Origin of the sequence: Galbibacter orientalis DSM 19592 (genome assembly GCF_000260115.1) — a bacterium.
Classification (GTDB): Bacteria; Bacteroidota; Bacteroidia; order Flavobacteriales; family Flavobacteriaceae; genus Galbibacter; species Galbibacter orientalis.
In genome coordinates, this window is record NZ_JH651379.1 from 3,391,347 (window position 1) to 3,408,558 (window position 17,212).

Sequence of the window (17,212 nt, forward strand, 5' to 3'; positions counted from 1 at the left end):
AAAGCTAAGCATTAAAATATTTATTTTTCCATATCACATTGTTAAAATTTTTCCCCAACGCAACTCCATAAAACAATGTAATACTAGCTATCATTTTAAATATAAAAAAATAGAGCACTAAAAAATAGACGCTACTTTTTTCTCTTGTAAATAATTCCATTGGGATCAACTTTGCAACAACAAAGCTTAGTCCAAGTATTAAAATGATAAGATTAAAAAGATTTTTAAACGGCATTACAGCTAATTTTCTTAGCGGATGCAGATCGTTCCCCCATTTATATATTAAATAATAATAATCGTTTCCTATGGGAGCAAAGAGTAGGGGATCATCTGCATTTTCAAGTTTAAAAAGTTTAGAAGGAGCAATTATTTGATGTCCGTTTATAGTAGTTTGATGTAATTTCTCTAATTCCTTTATAGCTGAAATTGCTTCTTGTGGAATTTGTCCTTTAAAATATTTAGAACTTAAAAATCGTAATCTATAATCAATGCATATTTTTTTAATTTGACTTATGTGATAAACTTTGTTAGCATCTAATAAATCAATTTTGAAGGCATTATTCTTTTTGGTAGTAGCTGCAAGGTTACTTTTTATTTGAGCTATATGGGTAGCATCTTTTTGTAAAATAGAATGTACTTGCAAAAGGATATTCTCTTCATTGCTTGTTTTGTTTCTGTAGGATTGAAGCTTCTCTTCTATATTGGTTGTTTTCAGCATCATTCTTCAATTTCAATTGTTCAACTATTTTCAAATTTAATAAATATGTTTTTTAATAGAGTGCTTATAGCTAGCTATTTAAGTGGTGTTACTGTTAAATAATTAGAAAATCATGTATTGCCATAAAACCTTAATCTATAAACTTACGTAAGTGAGATTGAAAGAAAATACAAACAAAAAAATCACTATGAAAATTAAAAACTTAAAAAAAGGAATGTTGTTAGGAGTATTTGTTCTAGCATCTACAGTTGTTTTAGCACAAGAAACTAAAATGGTAGGTGGTGCAGAAATGTACCCTACAAAAAACATTGTAGAGAATGCGGTAAACTCTAAAGATCATACAACTTTAGTTGCAGCAGTAAAAGCTGCGGACTTAGTAGAAACTTTGCAGTCTGACGGACCATTTACTGTTTTTGCTCCAACAAATAAAGCTTTTGAAGCTTTACCTGAAGGAACTGTAGAAATGCTTCTAAAGCCTGAAAATAAAGAAAAACTACAGGCAGTTTTGACTTACCATGTTATTGCTGGAAAAATGGATGCAAAAGCGTTGATGGATGCTGTAAAAAATGGAATGGGAAAAGCGATGCTTAAAACAGTAAACGGAGAAGAGTTAACAGTAATGCAAAAAGGAAAAAAGTTATGGATTATGGATGCTAAAGGAAATAAAGCTAAAGTAACCATTGCAGATGTATACCAGTCTAACGGGGTTATACATATTATCAATACGGTTTTATTACCGTAAGTTGGGAATTAATTGCTTAAGAAAAAAGGAAAAGACTACTTGAAAAAGTAGTCTTTTTTATGTTTTATATGTCTTATTTAGCCACATATTCATGGATAAAACTTCTTAATACTTTTACAGCCACAGATAAAAACTTTTTAATACTCAATACTCTGTACTACATACTAATAATTTAGTCTAAAACGAATGCCCTCTTAATTTATTCTTGGATAAAAAGGACCCAATCGCTGATTGTATTTACGTTGAAAATATAAAAAGTAATTATATAATTTATAGTTTACCTCATATCCATAATCAATATTTGGACTGTAATCTATTTGCATTTCATATAAATTAGGATTGTAGCGTTGTGGATTTAATACGCGTTGATTCCAATTAATTACATAAATATTATTTCTACTTTCTAAGAATTCTTGAGAATAATAGCCTTCGGGCTGTGCAATACTATAAAGCCAACTGTTAAAACCAGGGTCTATTATTATGATTTCATATGCTGTTTCTTCATCGGCAATACGAACTGTATCTTGGGCTCCTTTGGCATTAAAAGCTTGTTTTTCTTCATCAGAAATATTTAATTCCATATTTTCTTCGGAAGTTGTTGTTGCTTTTTTAGTTGAAGAACATGACCAAAGTAGGAAGAATAAAACAAAAAAGGTGAAAATATATCTCATCAGAAATAAAGTTTTAATCCCTTTTAAAAGGTTTAATTCCCCGACGCTCTGTCGAAATGAATTAAGTTGATTTTTGAGAGGGGTTTTATTTTAAAGATACAAAAAAAGTCAGATTTATTGAAACCTGACTTTCTAAGTCTTTATTGAATTGTGGGTTTAGCTATTAAAAAAATTTCCTAGCATTCCGCCAATTCCGCCTTTTTTCTTATTAGATCCAATAACCATATCTGCCACATCATCTAAAACACTTCCGTCGCCATCACTGTCAATAAGAGAGGTTATTAGACTTTGGTTTTCTTGAGATTGTCCGCCAAGCATACTGCCTAAAAGACTACTCATATCATTAGCACCACTAACATTACTTTGCTTTGTTTGTTTCCCTAAATAACCTAAAATTAAGGGAGCAGCCATTTTTAGAATCTGACTTACTGTACCAGCATCAATCCCTGTTTTGCTACTTAAAGCATTTTCAACATTGGGTTGATTTCCACCAAGTACATGACTTAAAATTCCAGCACCATCACTAATAGCAGATTGATCTACTCCTCCTCCAAAGAAGCCTCCTAAATTATCCAGAATACTACCATCATGTTTGTTATTAATAGCATTCATAAGTCCTTCTGCTCCTTGAGGAGTTGTTGCGTTCTTTTTCATAGCCCCAGTTAATAGAGGTAGTGCCATGCCTAAAAGGTTAGAAGTTTTATCTTCTGAAGTTCCTGTTTCGCTACTTATGCCTCCAATAATTTGGCGACCTATATCGCTATCTAATAAAGATGCTAATCCTGACATTTGAAATATTTTTAAAGGTTATAATCTCCAACAAGTTACAAAAAAAGTCCTTCGCTATGGAAGGACTTTTTTTAAAATATAGAAAATTTAACGCTTTGTCAAAATAGCTTATTGTTTATTTTCCTATTTAATAAGCTGATTTTTATCAATTTTAAATTTATTTTGTAATAGATTATTTCAGCAATGCTTCAATTTGATCTGCAAGTTCAACTCCAATTCTATCCTGAGCTTCCGCAGTTGCAGCTCCAATATGCGGAGTTAAAGAAATGCTTGGATGCATCAATACTTTAATAGCTGGTGTTGGTTCATTTTCAAATACATCAATTCCTGCAAAAGCAACTTTTTTATTATCTAATGCATCAACAAGAGCAACTTCATCTATAACACCTCCACGAGCGGCGTTAACTATTCCTACACCATCTTTTAAAAGAGCAAATTCCTTTTTACCTAATACATATTCTTTTTGTGCAGGAACATGTAAGGTTATAAAATCGGCTTGTTTTAAAACGTCTTCTTTAGAAATAGTTTTAATATTGAATTCCACTTTTTGTCCGTCGAAGAATTCAACAGGAATAGTTACATTTTCAATGAATGGATCAAAAGCAACAACTTTCATTCCAACTCCTAATGCAATTTTAGCGGTTTCTTGCCCAATTCTACCAATACCAATAACTCCTAATGTTTTACCTCTAAGTTCAACGCCACCAGCATATGCTTTTTTAAGTTGCCCAAATTTACTTTCACCTTCTAAAGGCATATTTCTATTGGCATCATATAAAAAACGAACACCTCCATATAAATGTGCAAAAACTAATTCGGCTACAGACGCAGAAGAAGCGGCAGGAGTATTAATTACATGCAGTCCTTTTTCTTTTGCATAGGCTACATCAATATTATCCATACCAACACCACCACGACCAATAAGTTTTAAAGACGGACAAGCATCTATTAATTCTTTACGTACTTTAGTAGCACTACGCACTAAAAGCGCATCTATATTATTTTCGTTTATATAACTTTCAAGTTGTTCTTGCGCTACTTTTGTAGTAATAATCTCAAAACCTTTACTTTTTAAAGCATCGATCCCACTTTGAGAAATACCATCGTTTGCTAATACTTTCATTTTTTTATTTTTTATTGAATTTACTTAATAATCAAGATTTAATTGCTAACAATAGACTTTAAACACTTTTAATGTCTCACTAGCTTTTTTTCCTTAATCAAAATAAATTTTTGTATTGTGATTAATTTTTAAGCTTGTTTTTCAAGTGCTTGCATTACATCAACCAATGCTTGAACACTTTCTATCGGTAAAGCATTATACATTGATGCTCTATATCCACCAACACTACGGTGACCGTTAATTCCACTTAATCCAGCTTCTTTAGCTAAAGCGTCAAAAGTTGCTTTATGAGCTTCTTCATCTACTAAGTTAAAAGTAGCATTCATTGTAGAACGATCTTCTTTTGCAGCAAATCCTTTAAATAATGGATTTCTGTCAATTTCATTATATATAAGTGCTGCTTTAGCATTATTTCTTTTTTCAATTTCTGAAACTCCACCAAGGTCTTTTAACCATTGAAGGGTAAGCATAGAAACATACACTGCAAAAACAGGAGGCGTATTAAACATACTGTCTTTTTCTGCATGTACTCTATAATCTAACATAGAAGGAATAGCTCTTTCTATTTTTCCTAAAATAGCTTCTTTAACAACTACAAGTGTTGTTCCCGCAGGGCCCATATTTTTCTGAGCTCCAGCGTAGATAATATCAAATTTTGAAAAATCTAAAACTCTAGAAAAAATATCAGAACTCATATCACAAACAAGCGGAGCGGAAACCTCAGGAAATTCTTTTAGCTGTGTTCCAAAAATAGTATTGTTTGAGGTACAGTGAAAGTAGTCAATATCTGAAGGAATGCTGTAACCTTTTGGGATGTAATTAAAGTTGGCATCTTTAGAAGAAGCTACTTCTACAACTTCTCCAAATAATTTTGCTTCTTTAATAGCTTTAGACGACCAAGTTCCTGTATTTAAATAAGCTGCTTTTTTATTAAGTAAATTATAAGCAACATTTAAAAATTGAGAACTTGCTCCCCCTTGTAAAAATAACGCTTTAAAGCCTTTATTTTGAAGCCCTAAATGTTCTAAAGCTAATTCCTGAGCCTTATCCATTACAGCAATAAAATCTTTGCTACGGTGTGATATTTCTATAAGTGATAAATCTAAACCATTAAAATTGATAACGGCTTCTGAAGCTTTTTTTAATACCTCTTGCGGTAAAATGCAGGGTCCTGCACTAAAATTATGCTTTTTCATACAATAGTTAGTTGTGTTTACTGTTTACAAAGTTGCTAATTTCTGAAAGAAAAACTGTTATCAAAAGTATAATAATTTTGTTTGATTGCTAACAAAAATAAAGGAGTTGTTAGATACTTAATGTTCGATATGTTAAAACTTTAGAGTGTTGCTATAGCCTCCTTAATTTGTATAAAGAAATGTAGGGAAGGCTAATTTTTAGATAATTAAGCAATTAGCCTATCTTTTTAGTAGGTTTTATGAAAATTGCACCCATTAAATTTACACTTTATTGATTTTAATTATGACCCAGATTCCTAGCTATCTTATTTCTTCTTAGGAGAGATTAATCAATAAGGTTAAATAAATATAAATTCGGAATAAAAAACTTATAATTTCAATAAAAATTTAATAGTGTCAACTCCATCTGCATAATCCCACAAATTAGGATGTTGTGTTTGTCCGAAAACAACTTCATTGTCAAAAAGATTATCAGCCACTATACATTGTATTTTATCTTCATCTGTAGTGAGTCTTTCTTTTAAGGAATCCATATCATCATATTTTTCGTAAAATACGGTTGCAATTGGAGAGGCATAACTTTTGTCTTCTTTCAGCATTAAAAAACCATTTTCCAATAATTTAAAGAGACTCATTAAATAAACAGCCTTGTTATAATCATAATTATTAGCATATTTATTTTGATGAATAATATCCCCATAAGGAAATATTCCTTTAAAAAAGTCGTCAAAATTATAACCATTAGGTACAAATAACTTAGAAACACTTCGGCATCCAAGTCCGTAATAAGTAAAGATATCTTTTCCTAAAGCCTCTAATTGTTCTTTAGTTTCCTTTCCGGTAAGAACAGCAACAGAATTTCTATTTTTTCTGATGATATTAGGTTTGCTTCCAAAATAATATTCAAAATAACGAGAAGTATTATCGCTTCCAGTAGCAATAACAGCTTCAAAACCTTCCATTCGTTCTTCGGTAAAAGTTATTTTTCCTTTAAAGCTAGGCTCAATAGATTCTAAATATTTTGCTAGATAGGGGAGTAAATGTTTATCGTTTGACGATTGTTTTACAAGAACTTCATGCCCTATAATTAATACCGATAAAAAATCGTGAAAGCCTACTAATGGAATGTTACCAGCCATTATGATGGCCACTTTTTTAGGCGTTACCTCGTCAATTAAATATGCCGACAACCATTTTTTTAAATTGGATTCGGTTAAAGCATCTGCCCAATTTTGTAAGGCAAATTGTATGTTATTGTTTGTAAACCAAGTATTATGCTCTTGTGCTAATTTTAATTGATGTTTAAAACCATCATAAAAATCAGCTTCTTTATCATTATTAAATTCAGGCTTCTTATTGCTAGTAAATTGGGCTATAAAAGCACCAAGTTTAACAAAAGCATCAATTCTGTTGTGAATGTCACTCATTATATTTGGTTAAGATTTTGTTTGTCTTTATTTTTGACATGGCAAATTTACACAATAGAACCGAGGCGTACTTTTATTCTTATTAAATTATTTTGAAAGGAGAGAAGTTTAAATCCGACGATAGAAGAATAAATACTTGTTTTTGTCGCAAGTACAATAAAAAATGAAAAAGTAGAATTATGGCTATTATTATAACAGATGAATGTATAAATTGTGGAGCATGCGAACCAGAATGCCCAAATACAGCAATATATGAAGGGGCAGACGATTGGAGATATAGTGATGGAACATCATTAAATGGAGACGTAGTACTTCCTGATGGAAAGTCAGTAAATGCTGACGATGCACAAGATCCAGTAAGTGACGAAATTTATTACATTGTTCCAGATAAATGTACAGAATGTAAAGGTTTCCATGAAGAACCTCAATGTGCTGCAGTATGTCCAGTGGATTGCTGTGTGCCAGATGATGACCATGTAGAAAGTGAAGAAGAGTTATTAGGGAAGCAACAATTTATGCATCCTGAATAATTTTATTCTAAACTATTCTAATAAATAACAATTATTTGTAAAAAGCTGAACAATAAAAACTATTTTGTTCAGCTTTTTTAGTTGATTAGCTTGAAGCCCATGAATGTAAAGCTAGTTGTGCCATCCCACGAGTTGTTCAGAATAAAATATTTTTTTCATTTTGACGTAAAACCTTAGGCAAATTCAGGACAGATTTAGGGGAATTAAATCCACTATGAGGGATTTAAAAAGGATTGATGTATTTTTGACTAAATAATTAAGATACGTTATAAAATGAAACATCCATGTCTGAATTTAGGCACAAAGAAATGATTATTTGGGTGTTCCATGTAACCGTTAAAAATAATAAAATAGATACATGAAATTAGATATACTTGCATTTGGGGCGCATCCAGATGATGTAGAGTTAGGATGTGGTGCAACCATAGCAAAAGAAATAAGATTAGGAAAAACAGTAGGGATAGTAGATTTAACTAGAGGAGAGTTAGGGACTAGAGGAACTGCTGAAATTAGGGATGAAGAAGCTGCTGCTGCTGCAAAAATATTAGGAGTAGAGGTAAGAGAGAATTTATGCTTTGCAGATGGTTTTTTTGTAAACGATAAGGAGCATCAATTAGAAGTAATTAAAATGATCCGTAAATACAAGCCTGAAATTGTAATTTGTAATTCTATTGACGATAGACATATAGATCATGGTAAAGGAAGTAAATTAGTGAGCGATGCTTGTTTTTTAAGTGGATTAAAAAAGATTGAAACTTCTTTGGATGGTAAAAATCAAGATGCTTGGCGACCTAAATATGTGTATCATTATATTCAATGGAAAAATATAGAACCAGATTTTGTAGTGAATGTAACAGGTTATATTGATGTTAAAATTGAAGCTATTAAAGCGTATAGCTCTCAGTTTTTTGATCCAAATAGTAAAGAACCAGAGACTCCAATTACAAGTAAAAACTTTTTTGATAGTCTAGATTATCGAGCGAAAGACTTAGGGAGATTAATAGGCGTGGAGCACGCTGAAGGTTTTACTGTAGAAAGATTGCTGGGAGTGAATGAGTTAGGAAATTTAGTGTAAAAAAGTTTATTTTTTCTTTGCAGAAGTGATAAAATGAATTACATTTGCATCCGCAATTAAATGGTGGTTGTAGCTCAGCTGGTTAGAGCGCTAGATTGTGGTTCTAGAGGTCGCCGGTTCGAAACCGGTCTTCCACCCTAAAAGTAAAAGGCTTCCTGAAAAGGAAGCCTTTTTTAGTTTTACCCCTGTAATTTGATTGATTCTTCTTTTTTAGCCACAGATTTACGAATAAAAAAAATCTTACTACTTACTACTTTGTACTAAATAAATACTAATTAATGCATTAGTGAATTCGTGGCAGCAATTTTTAGTTTCTATGAATTTAGCCACAGATGCACGGATAATACTTGAATGAGTTTCTAAATACTGTATACTGAATACTTAGTACTATTTTCACTCATAGATTTATGGATAAAAAAATCTTACTACTTATTACTAAATAAATACTAATTAACCCGTTGTGCATTTAGGCAATATTGATTTTTAGGTTATTGATATTTCTGTTGAATTCAAATATGTTTATATATTGAATGACCGTCATAGCCGTAATCTTAGATAATATTCTGTTTTTGAATCCCTCAAAAGATTTAGCATAATTCCTTCGAATCATAAATTGGTCGCAAAGTTGAGAAAACAATGTTTCAATACGCTTTCTGGATTTCTTAAAAACGTACGGCTGCTCCCTATAGTTATGCTGGTTTGTTCTCATAGGGGTTTCAAGTCTAATATTATGATATTCAAATAAATTCAATTGATATTCAGCCGACAAATACCCTTTATCACCAAGTAATATGCAATCACTTAATTGATGCTTTATATCCTTTAAATAATTAATATCGTGCACAGAGGCTGGACTAATATCCATACTTTCGATAACACCCTGAGCAGAACAGACAGCATGTAATTTATATCCATAATAATGGCTTGATTGACTTGCACAATATCCTTTTTCGGGCAGACTGTAGTTTTGTTCTTTACATATCTTACTTCTAGCGCTTCTTGATAATTTACAGACCTCTAACGGCATACTGTCAACAATATAACAATGCTCAGATTTATTCAACTTTCTCACTAATGCCTTGCGAAGTGATTCTCTAAAAGAAAACAACTTACGCTTTCTTCTATTGTAGACACTGCGCTCTATTTTGCTGGATAGACCAGCAGGTAACATTCGAAAAAGCTGGCATTCACTATCAACACTCATATATTCTGATGTTAAATCAATAGCTATAAGCTCTTTATCTCTTAATTTAGGTTTACGGATTTGATGTAAATAATCCATTTTACAATCCAATTCTTTTAAAACCTTGAGGATTTTGTCGTAATTTGCTTGAAAGTTGTGCATATAAATTATAGTGTGGTTACTACAATTTACTGCATTTTAGCAGTTTGCACAATATAATACTCCCCAAATTTAGGACAGGAAATTAAGTTGTAATTTTAACCCTGTCAATATGAAAACATCAAGAAGAAAATTCAGCGCATCCTTTAAGGCCAAAGTAGCCATTGAAGCGATAAAAGAGCAGACAAGTATACCTGAACTTGCTGCCAAATTTGAATTGCATCCAGCCCAAATATCCAATTGGAAGCGAGAGTTTTTAAAAAACGCAGAACTTGCTTTCGAGTCCAAATCAGAAAAAGATACTCCAGCTGTGGATACCGCACCGCTTTATAGTAAGATCGGTCAATTACAAGTTGAGAATGATTTTTTAAAGAAAGTCTTGGGCAAATGAGTACTACTGAAAGAAGACAAAAGGTAGTAAAATCTCATCCAAGGCTGAGTCTTGCACAACAATGTAAAATCCTTAACATTCATCGCTCTGGTCTGTATTATAAGCCTAAAAGTGAGAGTCCATTGAATTTAGAACTGATGAAGGCAATAGATGCGCAGTTCCTGGAACACCCCTATTATGGAGTCGAACGGATGACTGATTATCTCATCCTTGATCTTGGCTACCACGTAAATGTGAAAAGAATAAGACGGCTGTATAAAATTATGGGATTACAGACCATATATAGAAAACCTAAAACCACCATCAGGGATCCTAAAAACTATAAGTACCCTTATCTCTTGAAGGGCTTAGTAATAGACCGCCCTAACCAAGTATGGCAGACTGACATCACCTATATTCCTATGTTCCGTGGCTTTATGTATATGAATGCTATCATTGATGTATATAGTAGAAAAATACTTAATTGGAGTATTTCAAACTCAATGGACAAACAGTGGTGTATCGAGCTTCTTAGAGACACTATCGCTCAATATGGCAATACGGAGATCCATAACTCCGATCAAGGGTCACAATATACCAGCTCCGAATATATTGAAGTGCTTAAAGAACATGATATTCAAATATCTATGGACAGCAAAGGAAGAGCTTTGGATAACATTTTTATTGAGCGCTTCTGGAAGTCTCTTAAATATGAAAAGATCTATCTAAACCCACCAAACGGAGGTCTAGATCTCTATCAAATGGTCACGGAATATATTGAATTCTATAACACCAAAAGAAGGCATACTGAAATAGGAAAAGTACCACCTGATCAAATTTATAATACAAAAAGAATAGCATCATAAATAATTAGATATATATTTAAACTGTCTTACAGATGGGGAGTAGTGTACAACTTTTTCTAAATGCACAACGGGTTAATTAATGCATTAGTGAATTCGTGGCAGCAATTTTTAGTTTCTATGAATTTAGCCACAGATGCACGGATAATACTTGAATGAGTTTCTAAATGCTGTATACAGAATACTTAGTACTATTTTCACTCACAGATTTATGGATAAAAAAAATCTTAATACTTAGTACTTTGTACTAAATACTAATTAATGCATTAGTGAATTCGTGGCAAACAAATTTTCAGTTTTAAAACTTAATTACATTATAGTTACAAACAAACAGCCCACTTTAAACTAATTTTAAAGTGGGCTGTTTATTTTTTGAAACTTTATAAGTTTATTTATTTAAAACTTTAAATTCGATTTTAGAGGAATTGTAAACTCTATGTGTTTGCTTTTTGAAATCTTCTTTCTTAGCCATAAAAATATTATCTACATATGTTTGCGGATTAATATCGATTAAAGGAAACCAAGTACTTTGAATTTGCACTTGCATTTTATGTCCTTTTTTAAATGTATGATATATATCTTGGAGCTTAATGTTTACAGCAGTTTCTTCATTTGGAACAAAAGGCTCAGGATTTTCAAAACTATTTCTAAAACGACCACGCATTACTTCGCTACGCACCATCATGTGGTAATTATCCATTTTTAAATAATCTTGTGTTTCTTCATAATCTTCAGCATCTGGAGGGAAAACATCTATTATTTTAACTACCCAATCTGCAGCTGTTCCAGAAGTAGACACTTTCAGCTTTGCCATAATATCTCCAATAACTGTCATATCGTCTTCTAAAACGGGAGTTTCAAAAACTAACACATCTGGACGTCGAGCAGCAAAACGCTGATCGTCGGTCATATATTTTCTAGGAGTAAAGACCATTTTAATATCTTCACTATACGGTACAGGTTTGCTCGGATCGCTTACAAACTCTTCGTAAGAGTATTGCATTGTCATTATCTCTCCCATAGATTGGTGTTGTCCTAAGCTGTATGTTTTTTCTTCAATATTTTTTGGTGGCCATACATCATAGGTTTCCCATTCATTTCTTCCTGTATCATAAACGTAAGCTTCTGGAAGTCCAGAAGAGCCTTTTCCATCTTCTTTTAAAAAGTGATTAAAGAATTTTGTTTCTATTTCTTCTTGAAAAAACTTAGAGATATTATCTCCAAAATAAACATTTCCAATTGTCTGGCGTTCTTTTGTTCGCGCCCAATCTCCATGACTCCATGGCCCCATAACAATAGTGTTATAGTTATTGCTAGTTTTTTCAATGGTTTTATAAGTAGTAAGCGGTCCATATAAATCTTCTGCATCAAACCAACCTCCAACAACCATAGTTGCTGGTTTAATATCTTCTAGATGTTGAATAATGCCTCTCGACTTCCAAAACTCATCATAATTTGGATGATCTTTCAATTGCTGCCAAAAAACATTATCTTCTTTATAATATTCATCTAAATTAGATAGTGGACCAGCATCTAAAAAAAACTGATATTGATCTTCTGTATTTAATTCTGGAAATTTATACCAAGACTCGGTTGTTGGTTTGTCTTTTTCATATCCAAAGAGGGCAGTAGCTCTCCAATAACTTAATAAATAAGCCCCATTATGGTGAAAATCGTCAAAAAAGAAATCAGCTATACAGGCTTGTGGTGAAACGGCTTTTAGGTTTGGATGCTCACTCAATAAAGAATATGTTGAATAAAATCCTGGGTAAGAAATTCCCCATACACCCACATTTTTATTTGTGTTTTTTACATTCTTTACCAACCAATCTATAGTATCGTAGGTATCGGATGCTTCATCAACTTCTTTTTTCTTTTTATTCGGAATAAAGGCACGCATATTATCATAAATCCCTTCGCTGTTCCAACGTCCACGAACATCCTGATAAACAATAATATTTCCTTCTTTCATCATGGTTTCATTAGGACCTATTTTAGAACGAAATTGGTCTTCTCCGTATGGCTGACAACTATATGGAGTGCGCTGCATTAAAATAGGATACTTTTTAGAAGTGTCTTTAGGACTGTAAATAGTTGTATGGAGTTTAATGCCGTCTCGCATAGTAATCATAACTTCTTGTTTGTTATAATTATCGGCAACACTATATTCCGATTGTGCTTTTAAGCAACTGTAGGAAACTAATAAAAATAGTAATAAGAGTTTTTTCATTTGAATAGATTATAATTAGCTGTTTTAAATAAGAAACTCAAATTTATTGTAATTGTACTTAAAAGCGAAGTTTTATAGCGTTAAAAAAAATTATGTGAAGATTTTTTAAGATTAAGTCACAGATACAAGAAGTCAGGAGGCTTTATGCTTTAAGCTATATGCAGTAAGCAGTTTTTTAACTCAAAGATGCAAAGATGCAAAGATGCAAAGGTTCAGAGAGGCAGAGTTGTGATTGTGTAAATTGTCGAATTTTTTATGGTAAACTAAAGATTCTCAAAAGAATAAGGATGCGAAATCTATATTCTCTTCTCTTTATTCTTGTTTGCTTCCGTCTTCGGACTCCCGACTTCTTCAATTTTTCAATCCTTCAATCTTTAAATTTTTAAATTTCAACTCAAAGATGCAAAGGTTCAGAGAGACAGAGTTGTGATTGTGTAAATTATCGAATTCTTAATCTTCTGCCTTCTGTATGCTGTCTTCTTTCTTCTGCCTTCCGTCTTCCGCCTTCCGTCTTCTTCAATTTTTCAATCCTTCAATCTTTAAATTTTTAAATATAAATGGGTAATCTGTTATGAAAACTGTAATTTTATCGCTTAAATTAGAACAAATGTCAGTAGCTAAAAAAGAATATAAAAGAATTACGGTAAAATCGCTTATCGACATGAAGGAGCATAATGAGAAAATCTCAATGCTTACAGCCTACGATTATTCCATGGCAAAAATTGTTGATGGTGCTGGAATTGATGTTATTTTAGTAGGCGATTCTGCAAGTAATGTAATGGCAGGACACGAGACTACGCTTCCAATTACTTTAGACCAGATGATTTATCATGCTTCTTCGGTAATTAGAGCTGTAAATAGGGCTTTGGTAGTGGTAGATTTACCTTTTGGAAGTTACCAATCCGATCCAAAAGAGGCTTTGCGTTCTGCAATTAGGATTATGAAAGAAAGCGGCGCACATGCTGTAAAATTAGAAGGAGGGAAGGAAATAAAAGAATCTATTAAAAGAATTCTCCATGCTGGAATTCCAGTAATGGGACATTTAGGTCTTACTCCTCAATCTATTTATAAATTTGGAACTTATACCGTTAGAGCTAAAGAAGAAGAAGAAGCTCTTAAATTAATAGAAGATGCTAAACTGTTGGAAAGAGCAGGTTGTTTTGCTATTGTGCTTGAAAAAATTCCAGCAAAATTAGCAAAAGAAGTTGCCGAGTCGGTTTCTATTCCAATTATTGGAATAGGTGCTGGAAACGGCGTTGATGGTCAGGTTTTAGTATTACACGATTTGTTGGGAATGACACATGAGTTTCATCCACGTTTTTTAAGACGTTATTTAAATTTATATGATGAGATGACGGGTGCTATTTCTCAATATGTAGACGATGTAAAAAGTAAGGATTTTCCAAATGATGATGAGCAATATTAGGTTATAAGAATTGCAATCAATTACCTTTTTTGAAACCTGTCAGAGCAAAGTTAGGGAAAGGTATTTAAACGAAGTAAAATCAACTCATTTCAACGCAGAGCCTTTTAATAAATTCAAAAGGCTTTGAAGAATTAAACCCTCTATGAGGGATTAAATTAACGCAACACATGGCATTGCATTCTAATAAAAATAACTTACAAGTTTTATTTGAAGATAACCACATTATTGTGGTAAATAAGCGTGCAGGAGATATTGTTCAAGGCGATAAAACTGGCGACACCCCACTGTCTGAAGTTGTAAAAGAATATATAAAAGATAAGTACAATAAACCTGGAAATGTATATTTGGGAGTTGTACATCGGTTAGACAGACCTACAACTGGGATTGTGCTTTTTGCAAAAACATCTAAGGCTTTACCCAGACTCAATAAGCTTTTTAAAGATAAAGATGCTAAAAAAACCTATTGGGCAATTGTAAAGAATAAACCAGAAAAAACAACCGATAAGTTGGTGCATTGGATGAAGCGTAATCCAAAACAAAACAAGTCGTATGCGCATAAAAATGAAGTGCCAGATAGTAAAAAGGCAATTTTAGAGTATCAGGTATTACAAAGTTTAAATAACTATCATCTATTAGAAATTGATTTAGAAACGGGACGGCATCATCAAATTCGTTCACAACTTTCTTCGATTGGAAGTCCGATAAAAGGCGACCTAAAATATGGGTTTGATAGAAGCAATAAAGACGGTAGTATTCATTTACATGCAAGAAAATTAGAATTTGAACATCCTGTAAAAAAAGAAAAAATAAGCATTATAGCTCCATTGCCAAAGGATTCTCTTTGGGACGCATGTGTTTAATTTTTTATTATCTTTAGAAAAAAGATACATCATGCTGAAAAAAATTCTATTTACTGGATTCATTTTGTTATTTATTTCTTGTGGAAGTAGTGTAGAAAGTTTTTACGATGCTCATAAGAATGACACAAATGTAACAGCTGTTCAAGTTCCGAAATTTATGTATTCCTTATTAGGAAACCTATCTCCAGAAATGAATGAATTGATTGGAAATGTATCAGACATTAGATACATGAATCTTCCTAGCAGTTCTTCCCTTAGAAATCAGCAAATAAATACAGAAATAGATAAGATTACAAAAAGTGGCTATTCCGATGTTTTTAGAAAAAATAACGATAACACCCGTAGTCTTCTTTCAGTAAAAGAACAAGGAAATACAATTAAACAAATTATACTTCATAACAGTAACGGTTCTAATAATTCTTTACTTTATTTAAAAGGAAATTTTGATGCTGATAAAATTAGAAAAATGGCAGAAACAGATGATTTTTCTAAGTTTAGCAATGCTTTAGATCAAAAGTACTAGATTTCTGTTTATAAAAACCTAATTAGTAAGGTTTTAAAAATAATTTCTTCATTTGTAAATAGAGCTACTTTATCTATGGGTAATATTCATTTCCCAACAGTATTATTTAGGTAGTAAACATTTAGTCTGCTTATATAATTTTAATTTCTTTTTTACGTTTAATGCCTAGTGATAAAACACTTTTAAAACGTCTATTTGCAATTTATAATCGTATAAATAGGGGAATAGAAATTCAAATAAAATTTTTAAAATTAAAACGAAACAAATGAAATTATTTAAAACAATAGTGAGTTTTTTATGCGTGACCAGTTTGCTTGTAGCTTGTGGTTCTTCTGATGATGATTATAATGATTCTGCGGAAATTCCAAACTGTTTAGGTTTTGAAGAAGCTACTTTAAAACTTACCATTCAAGATACCTATGAAACTCTTCCAGGGAAAGTGTCTGTATTTTTTAAGGTAAATGATACAGAAGGAAATGCAGTTCCAAATCTTCAAGCTAGTAACTTTAATATATTTGAGCAAGGAACAAACGACGATTGTCCAAGAGCAATTTCTCCATCAGAATCTAATGGAATAATTTCTCCAAATACCCAAATATTTAATACCAACACACTTTTAGTTTTAGACTTAAGTAATAGTGTTTTGAGTGCTAGTTTAGAGGAATTAAAAGCTGCTTCTGTTAGTTTTATAGATGAAGTAATGCCAGAAGTTGCAGATGAGCAGTATAAAATGGCTATTTATTGGTTTGATGGGGAAGAGCAATTACATGAGTTAAATCCGTTAACTACCAATAGAGAAGAATTAAAAATGGCTGTAGATGGCATCACAACAGACATAAGTAACGATCTTTCCACCAACCTTTATGGAGCAGTAGTAAACTCTACAAAAATTGCTACTGATATTTTAAATGAAAATGAAGGAAATGATGTTTTAGCTGCTTCTTCTATTGTTATTTTTACCGATGGAACAGATCAAGCCGCTAGAGTAGATGAAGGTACAGCTTTAAGTACTGTTGAAAATGCGAATGACAATATTTCTTTTTTCACTATAGGTTTAGGAGATGAAATAGATGAAGATGTATTACAGAGAATTGGGAAGACTGCATCTGCTTTTGCAAGCAACAAAGATGAGTTGGAAGATACTTTTGAAGAAATCTCTGATAATGTGGCTGGACAAGCTAAAAGTTATTACTTATTTGAATATTGTAGCCCAAAAAGAAGTGGAGTTAACGATTTAATTATTCAAGCTGTTCAGGGGCAAAATCAAGGAGCAATTAGAACAAAATTTGATGCTACTGGATTTACTGGAGGATGTAAATAAAAATTA

Annotated in this window: 17 protein-coding genes and 1 tRNA gene; 10 read left to right on the forward strand and 8 right to left on the reverse strand. The window is 32.2% G+C overall.

Features of this window, described 5'->3' with window-relative positions:
• Window positions 1–4: 4 nt before the first annotated feature.
• Window positions 5–721, reverse strand: coding sequence for a hypothetical protein (locus tag JOOMADRAFT_RS14880; protein WP_008614796.1), 717 nt, complete (start codon window positions 719–721; stop codon window positions 5–7).
• A gap of 184 nt (window positions 722–905) precedes the next feature.
• Here JOOMADRAFT_RS14880 and JOOMADRAFT_RS14885 point away from each other — a divergent pair, with 184 nt between their 5' ends.
• A complete protein-coding gene (locus JOOMADRAFT_RS14885) occupies window positions 906–1,460 on the forward strand; it encodes a fasciclin domain-containing protein (RefSeq protein ID WP_008614798.1) in 555 nt (184 codons plus the stop codon).
• Window positions 1,461–1,654: 194 nt separating this feature from the next.
• Here the strand turns inward: JOOMADRAFT_RS14885 and JOOMADRAFT_RS14890 are convergent, their stop codons facing one another.
• From JOOMADRAFT_RS14890 to JOOMADRAFT_RS14910, 5 genes are all read right to left on the reverse strand, one after another.
• Entirely contained in the window at window positions 1,655–2,131 is a 477-nt protein-coding gene (locus JOOMADRAFT_RS14890) for a DUF6146 family protein (protein ID WP_008614799.1), read from the reverse strand.
• 156 nt (window positions 2,132–2,287) lie between these two features.
• A complete protein-coding gene (locus JOOMADRAFT_RS14895; protein ID WP_008614800.1) occupies window positions 2,288–2,920 on the reverse strand; it encodes a DUF937 domain-containing protein in 633 nt (210 codons plus the stop codon).
• Window positions 2,921–3,092: 172 nt separating this feature from the next.
• On the reverse strand, window positions 3,093–4,043 hold the full coding sequence (locus JOOMADRAFT_RS14900; RefSeq protein ID WP_008614801.1) for a D-2-hydroxyacid dehydrogenase: 951 nt from the start codon (window positions 4,041–4,043) through the stop codon (window positions 3,093–3,095).
• A gap of 128 nt (window positions 4,044–4,171) precedes the next feature.
• Window positions 4,172–5,239: a 3-phosphoserine/phosphohydroxythreonine transaminase gene (gene serC / locus JOOMADRAFT_RS14905; protein ID WP_008614802.1), complete on the reverse strand. Its 1,068-nt coding sequence runs from the start codon at window positions 5,237–5,239 to the stop codon at window positions 4,172–4,174.
• Window positions 5,240–5,607: 368 nt separating this feature from the next.
• Window positions 5,608–6,666 carry an acyl-CoA reductase gene (locus tag JOOMADRAFT_RS14910; protein ID WP_008614803.1) on the reverse strand — a complete coding sequence of 353 codons (1,059 nt, stop codon included), beginning with the start codon at window positions 6,664–6,666 and terminating at the stop codon, window positions 5,608–5,610.
• A gap of 179 nt (window positions 6,667–6,845) precedes the next feature.
• Between JOOMADRAFT_RS14910 and JOOMADRAFT_RS14915 the strand changes: the two genes are divergently transcribed.
• From JOOMADRAFT_RS14915 to JOOMADRAFT_RS14925, 3 genes are all read left to right on the forward strand, one after another.
• A complete protein-coding gene (locus tag JOOMADRAFT_RS14915) occupies window positions 6,846–7,196 on the forward strand; it encodes a 4Fe-4S dicluster domain-containing protein (protein ID WP_008614804.1) in 351 nt (116 codons plus the stop codon).
• A 358-nt stretch (window positions 7,197–7,554) separates the two neighbouring features.
• The gene (gene bshB1 / locus JOOMADRAFT_RS14920; protein ID WP_008614805.1) at window positions 7,555–8,271 is read left to right on the forward strand and encodes a bacillithiol biosynthesis deacetylase BshB1; all 717 of its coding nucleotides are present in this window, start codon (window positions 7,555–7,557) and stop codon (window positions 8,269–8,271) included.
• A gap of 62 nt (window positions 8,272–8,333) precedes the next feature.
• Window positions 8,334–8,409: transfer RNA gene (locus tag JOOMADRAFT_RS14925), tRNA-His, on the forward strand.
• A 328-nt stretch (window positions 8,410–8,737) separates the two neighbouring features.
• On the opposite strand, the gene JOOMADRAFT_RS14930 is transcribed toward JOOMADRAFT_RS14925, so the two are convergent.
• Complete coding sequence (locus tag JOOMADRAFT_RS14930; protein ID WP_008610872.1) at window positions 8,738–9,616, reverse strand: IS982 family transposase; 879 nt, start codon at window positions 9,614–9,616, stop codon at window positions 8,738–8,740.
• 109 nt (window positions 9,617–9,725) lie between these two features.
• Here JOOMADRAFT_RS14930 and JOOMADRAFT_RS14935 point away from each other — a divergent pair, with 109 nt between their 5' ends.
• Both JOOMADRAFT_RS14935 and JOOMADRAFT_RS14940 read left to right on the forward strand, forming a co-directional pair.
• Window positions 9,726–10,004, forward strand: a complete 279-nt coding sequence (locus tag JOOMADRAFT_RS14935) for a transposase (RefSeq protein ID WP_008611014.1) — start codon at window positions 9,726–9,728, stop codon at window positions 10,002–10,004.
• Window positions 10,001–10,849 (forward strand): IS3 family transposase, encoded by an 849-nt coding sequence (locus JOOMADRAFT_RS14940; RefSeq protein WP_008611013.1) that lies wholly within the window; start codon window positions 10,001–10,003, stop codon window positions 10,847–10,849. The genes JOOMADRAFT_RS14935 and JOOMADRAFT_RS14940 overlap by 4 nt, the downstream gene beginning before the upstream one ends.
• A 385-nt stretch (window positions 10,850–11,234) precedes the next feature.
• On the opposite strand, the gene JOOMADRAFT_RS14945 is transcribed toward JOOMADRAFT_RS14940, so the two are convergent.
• Window positions 11,235–13,076, reverse strand: a complete 1,842-nt coding sequence (locus JOOMADRAFT_RS14945) for a CocE/NonD family hydrolase (RefSeq protein WP_008614807.1) — start codon at window positions 13,074–13,076, stop codon at window positions 11,235–11,237.
• A gap of 607 nt (window positions 13,077–13,683) precedes the next feature.
• On the opposite strand from JOOMADRAFT_RS14945, the gene panB reads away from it, so the two are divergent.
• The 4 genes from panB (at window position 13,684) to JOOMADRAFT_RS14965 (ending at window position 17,206) form a co-directional block, all read left to right on the forward strand.
• On the forward strand, window positions 13,684–14,502 hold the full coding sequence (gene panB, locus JOOMADRAFT_RS14950) for a 3-methyl-2-oxobutanoate hydroxymethyltransferase (protein WP_040880132.1): 819 nt from the start codon (window positions 13,684–13,686) through the stop codon (window positions 14,500–14,502).
• A 167-nt stretch (window positions 14,503–14,669) separates the two neighbouring features.
• Window positions 14,670–15,362, forward strand: coding sequence for an RluA family pseudouridine synthase (locus tag JOOMADRAFT_RS14955; protein WP_008614809.1), 693 nt, complete (start codon window positions 14,670–14,672; stop codon window positions 15,360–15,362).
• A gap of 31 nt (window positions 15,363–15,393) precedes the next feature.
• Window positions 15,394–15,885, forward strand: coding sequence for a DUF4252 domain-containing protein (locus tag JOOMADRAFT_RS14960; protein WP_008614810.1), 492 nt, complete (start codon window positions 15,394–15,396; stop codon window positions 15,883–15,885).
• 265 nt (window positions 15,886–16,150) lie between these two features.
• On the forward strand, window positions 16,151–17,206 hold the full coding sequence (locus tag JOOMADRAFT_RS14965; protein ID WP_008614811.1) for a vWA domain-containing protein: 1,056 nt from the start codon (window positions 16,151–16,153) through the stop codon (window positions 17,204–17,206).
• Window positions 17,207–17,212 lie beyond the last annotated feature (6 nt).